The following is a 5406-nucleotide window of genomic DNA, read 5'->3' as shown; positions in this document are numbered from 1 at the left end:
CGGTAGGTCATTGGAATTCCTACTTTAATGCCCTAATTTATATTCGCAGCAAGGATTTGTACCCGTTACAGCTCGTGTTGCGTGAAGTGCTCATGGTCAGTTCGTCGGATGCAGCCGACAGTAATGTAGGGTTGGAGTCCAAAGTGTTATTGGCAGAAAGCATTAAATATGTGGTTATTATCATTTCCAGTTTGCCAGTATTGTTGATGTATCCGTTCGTACAGCGGCATTTTGTGAAGGGCGTTATGATTGGTTCATTAAAAGGATAGATAGTGAAAGGAAGCGTTGCTTTTATGGTGCAATCTAGAGCTAGAATTCAATTGAATACACATCAAGTCGGTACTAGCAAAATTAATCCGTATTTGTTCGGTCATTTTGTGGAGGATATTCGTGACCATATGGATGTGATGTTAGCTTATCCTTTGAGAGATATGGATTTTGAAAGTATGGATGAAGCGTATAGAGGGCTTTCTGGAAGCTGGCGTCCTTATACAAATGGGAAAAGCACGCTATATGGACTTGAACCAGCGGCTGCGCGTCATTCTGGACATAGTCAACGGATTAGAATCTTTAGTGATGACGAGGGATATGCAGGGATTAATCAAGCCATTGCCGTGAAACAAGATCAACATGGCTATTCGCTCGCGCTGTATGCAAGAGCTTCTGTGGAAATCAAATTTGTAGTAGTGGAGATTGTAGATGCAACGAATGGCGAAGTGTTGGGGCAAGCACGAATTGAAATAGAGAGTCATAATTGGAAGCATTATGAAACGCGTCTCCGGGTACAGCGAGATTGTGAACATGCAGAATTCAGATTATATGTACCTTCGGATCATGCACGTTGGCTCGATCATGTTTCTACAGGGATGCTTTGGCTGGATCATATTTCGCTGCTCCCTTCCGATAGCGTTGGTAATGTTGGACCTGTCTATGAGCGCCCAGCAGTCATTAATGAAGCATGGGGAGGATGGACGAATAAATATTTCGGTACAGACGAGTTTATTGCATTTTGCCAGGAATTGAAGGTAGAGCCTCTCATCTGTGTGAATGATGGGTCGGGTACTCCAGAAGAAGCGGCAGAGTGGATTGAATATTGCAATGGCGGTGTGGATACACCGATGGGGCAACTTCGCGCAGCTAATGGACATCCTGAGCCGTATGGCGTGAAATATTGGGAGATCGGGAATGAAGTATGGGGAGCATGGCAAGTTGGCCATTGCACGGCAGAGCAGTTCGCAGAACGGTACCTGCGATTTGCTGAATCCATGAAAGCAGCCGATCCTAATATTAAGCTGTTGGCTTGCGGCGATGACAAGATGGATTGGAACAAAACATTGCTAGCGCAAGCCGCTGAGCATATTGATTTCTTAACCTTGCACTTGTATCACGGATGCAATCGTTTTGGGATGAATCATCGTACGCTAAGCGAAGAGCGTTATAAGGCCATTGTTTCATATCCCGAAATGACAAGAGAAACCGTGCGTCAATCGCGGGAACTGTTCGATTCATCAGAGCGCTATGCCCACATTAAATTGGCGATAACGGAATACAACACGATGTATTATCCGAACACAATTCGCAAGGGTCTGCCTAATGAACACACACTTGAAGCAGCTGTGGCGAATGCAGCGAATTTGAATGAATTTATTCGAAATAGCGATTTGATTGAGATCGGCAGCTTCTCCGACCTAGTGAATGGCTGGCTTGGCGGTTGTATAAGGGTAGGGGATTTCTATGCGGACCAGTTTCGAGGGAAATCTTCCGGAAGAAGTGAAAATTCGTTAACCGTATATGGTTCGCCGACCTATTATGTCATGAAGATGTATGCGAACCGTGACTTAGGTTATGTGATTGAAACTCAGACCGATTGCGAAAGTTTTGAGGTAAATAGCCCCATCCATATCCCACACTTGGATGCTCTGCCGAATTTGGATGTCGTGGCTTGTACGAGTACTCAGGGAGATAAGCTGACGATTTTTATAGTAAATCGAAGTCTCGAGGACACGATTACGGATATTCAGCTTGATAGTTTTGTTGAAACGGGCACAGCCCGATTGCTGGAAGTCACTGCGGATCACTATGAAAGCATCAACGATGCGCAACATCCTGACAACGTGGTCTGCAAAGCCCATGATATGCCGATTTTGAAATCGCAAGTGACCTGTTCATTGAGAGCTTCGTCTGTTTATGTATTAGAAATTACTCGCTAATGGGAGTGAAAGCTAACCAAATGCGATGGTATAAAAAAGCATGGCTCATAGCGTTGGCTGTGAGTGCTGTTATCCTTGTCATTGTGGTTGTTGCTATGCAGCCCCAAATTAGGGGGAGTGAGGAGGCGAACAGGATGGAGGTAGCCTTGGGTCAAACCTATCAGAATCCCCTTGTCTTGGATCAAGAATGGGAGGATTACGGCATTGGAGATCCTTACGTTCTGCGCTTTAACGGTAAATACTACCTGTATTGCAGCACCAAGGACAGGAGAGTCGGCGTTAAGGCTTGGAGTTCGGATGATCTAGTGAATTGGCGCTATGAAGGGTTGGTTACAGAGGAACCCGTTAGTGAAGGCGCGTATGCGCCGGAGGTTGTCTATTGGAACGGAGCGTTCTACATGTACACTTCTCCAGCGGGCAAGGGACATTACGTTTTGCAAAGCGATAAACCTACAGGACCTTTCGTTAAAAAGACAGATAATCTCGGCTACACGATTGATGGATCTGTCTTYATCGATGATGATGAGAAGTGGTATTTCACTCACGCGAAATTCGGCGGCATTATGATAAGCTCGATGTCCGATCCATATACAATTGAAGCAGGCAAACAGTTGAACGCCTCACTTGGTCATTGGACGGAAGGTTCAATGATCATCAAGCGAAATGGACGTTATTTCATAACTTACACGGGCAATCATGTTTTTAGCAAAGGCTATCGCGTTAATTACGGTGTGAATCATGATTCTCCCACTGGTGCATATACCATTCCTGAGAATAATCCAATCCTGATTTCTACAGCGAACGATTTCAATGGACTTGGTCATAGCGCAACGATTATGGGACCTAATCTAGATTCTTATTACATCGTCTACCACAATCTGATTGGACGTTCTGCGGAAGGACCACCGGTCCGTAAGCTAAACATGGATCGCCTTGTATTTAATGGCGATAAGATGTATGTTCTTGGGCCGACGCATGGAACGCCGCAGGAAGCACYTCAAATGCCGGAATTCCGAGATTTACTGGTCGGCGCGCATAACTGGAGCGTCGATGGAGCTCTCACTCATTCATCGCGTGAACGGCAGCGAGACGGTTGTTTCCACTAAGAAGCTGCCTAAGGGCACCGATCTTACGAAGCTGCATACCATTCGCGTCGAAACGGGAAGATCAGGTACGATGATCTACTGGGACGGGCTGCTCAAGATCGAGCAGTCCAGTGTGGCGGCGGGAGCTGGCCGCATCGGTTATATGTGGCCGCTAGCAACGCAGCCACTCCTGCATTTTACGGCTTTTTCTAATGAATCGCATGGCAGCAGCGATCAGAAAGTGATCAAACCGCTGCCCGGCACGATGGAAGCTGTTCATGGTGTTCAAGACGGGCATCCGGGCATCCGTTCCGGAATTACACCGGACGGCAGTGATGCCGTGATCTTGTCTGGCAAAGGCGATGGACTTAGCTACCCGGTCAATATTCGTCAGGACGGCAGCTATTTGCTAGCTGTGAATGTATCCAAATCGTCGGCAGGATCAACGTTATTGGTGGAAACGAATGGGGCGACGAAGAAAGTAAAACTCGATTCCTCTTCCTTTGCAGCTGATTCGGATTGGACGAAAATACCAATCGGGGTGTTTGAGTTGAAGAAAGGGACACAATGGCTGTCTCTGCGCCAGGACAAAGGTGAGATCACGCTAAGGTATGTGGAAGCGAATCTGAACGTGCCAGCGCCGGAACAGTCGGTCATCAAGCCGGCGGCAGTAGGAATTGCCAATCGCTTTGGTGGCGAATGGGGATGGGCGGATTATACCGTCAGCTTTGATCTGACAATGAAAAAAGCGACAACGGACGAGGCAGGCATTCTGCTGCGGACGACGAATGAGTCGGAATTCAAAGACCAGGTCAAAGATGCTTTCATGGGTTATGCCCTTGCGTTTCATAACAACAAGGTCAAACTAAGTCGGGTGAGCTATGAAAATGCTGTGGAAGAGGCAACCGGCTCTCTAGCTTTTGAACCTGGCGAAACCCGAAAGGTGACTGTGAAGCTGAAGGGAACGACGATTGCTGTTTTTATAGATACGAGTAAAGAGCCTCTCTTGAGCTGGACAGACCCGAATGCGTTTCTTAACGGGCGTATAGGTTTGCGAGGCGCTTCACCTGATTGGGTGATATCTCCGCTGACAGTAACAGGAAATAGATAAAAAAGAAGAGACACTGACGATATGGCCGTCAGTGTCTCTTCTCCGTGAGGAAATGAACGTCAAGAACGCGTACAGTTTGCATGCCACTCACGACAGGAATATACTTGAAATTGGTATACTTACATGTACAATGAAGGAGGCAATTACATAATGAAACTTCGCTGCGCAATTCTAGATGACTACCAGCAAGTGGCTTTAACTGCTGCGGATTGGTCCCCGATTACGGACCAAGTGGAGGTCAAGAGCATCAATCAGCATATCGAGTCACCGGATGAGCTTGTCGAACTAATCGCCGACTGCGAAATTGTTGTGATTATGCGCGAACGGACTCCTTTCCGCGCATCCCTACTTAAGCGGCTTCCCCATTTGAAGCTGTTAGTCACTACAGGTATGCGGAATGCCTCCATCGATCTGGACGCTGCTGCTGCGCAAGGCATTACCGTTTGCGGAACGGGTGGAGCAGGCAACGCAACTGCTGAGCTCACTTGGGCTTTGGTTCTTGGGCTCGCTCGCAACATCGTGCAAGAGCATAACGCAATTCGCAGTGGTCAGTGGCAGAGCACGATCGGAACAGATTTGTACGGCAAGACGCTTGGCGTACTGGGCCTTGGGAAACTTGGCACCAAGATTGCCAAATTCGGTCAAGCGTTCGGCATGGACGTCGTGGCATGGAGCCAGAATTTAACACAAGAGAAGGCCGACGAAGTTGGCGTGAGATTGGCTAGTTCTAAGGAGGAGCTGCTTGAGAACAGCGACTTTGTGTCGATTCACCTTGTTTTAAGCGACAGGACAAGAGGGCTAATCAGCGCGGCGGAGCTCAAGCATATGCGTCCATCCGCTTATCTGATCAATACATCTCGCGCACCGATCGTAGATCAAGAAGCGCTTGCCGAGGCTTTGCAGAACCGCTGGATCGCCGGCGCCGCAGTAGATGTGTTCGAGGTGGAACCACTGCCGCAAGATGATAAGTACAGGACGCTTCCGAATCTTCTTACTACAC

At 47.7% G+C, this 5406-nt stretch carries 4 protein-coding genes and 1 pseudogene; all 5 read left to right on the top strand.

What is annotated here, in order from left to right; translation table 11 throughout:
- Positions 1–269 (top strand): annotated as a pseudogene (locus AC1DUA_RS33645) (carbohydrate ABC transporter permease); the annotation flags it as partial.
- 24 nt (positions 270–293) lie between these two features.
- Positions 294–2210 carry an alpha-L-arabinofuranosidase C-terminal domain-containing protein gene (locus AC1DUA_RS33640; protein WP_477503874.1) on the top strand — a complete coding sequence of 639 codons (1917 nt, stop codon included), beginning with the start codon at positions 294–296 and terminating at the stop codon, positions 2208–2210.
- 134 nt (positions 2211–2344) lie between these two features.
- Positions 2345–3316, top strand: a complete 972-nt coding sequence (locus AC1DUA_RS33635) for a glycoside hydrolase family 43 protein (protein ID WP_477503873.1) — start codon at positions 2345–2347, stop codon at positions 3314–3316.
- Entirely contained in the window at positions 3261–4406 is a 1146-nt protein-coding gene (locus tag AC1DUA_RS33630; RefSeq protein ID WP_477503872.1) for a carbohydrate-binding protein, read from the top strand. Before AC1DUA_RS33635 ends, AC1DUA_RS33630 begins: the two co-directional genes overlap by 56 nt.
- A gap of 150 nt (positions 4407–4556) precedes the next feature.
- A partial coding sequence (locus tag AC1DUA_RS33625) for a D-2-hydroxyacid dehydrogenase family protein (protein ID WP_477503871.1) occupies positions 4557–5406 on the top strand: 850 nt, incomplete at its 3' end.

Source organism: Paenibacillus sp. 01T422 (genome assembly GCF_056398785.1).
This window is presented reverse-complemented; position numbering and strand designations above follow the sequence as displayed.

What these genes read in the sequence shown, in the direction of transcription:
- AC1DUA_RS33640 (WP_477503874.1), top strand. Translation starts at nt 294, where the DNA reads ATGGTGCAATCTAGAGCTAGAATTCAATTGAATACACATCAAGTCGGT.
- AC1DUA_RS33630 (WP_477503872.1), top strand. Translation starts at nt 3,261, where the DNA reads ATGGAGCTCTCACTCATTCATCGCGTGAACGGCAGCGAGACGGTTGTT.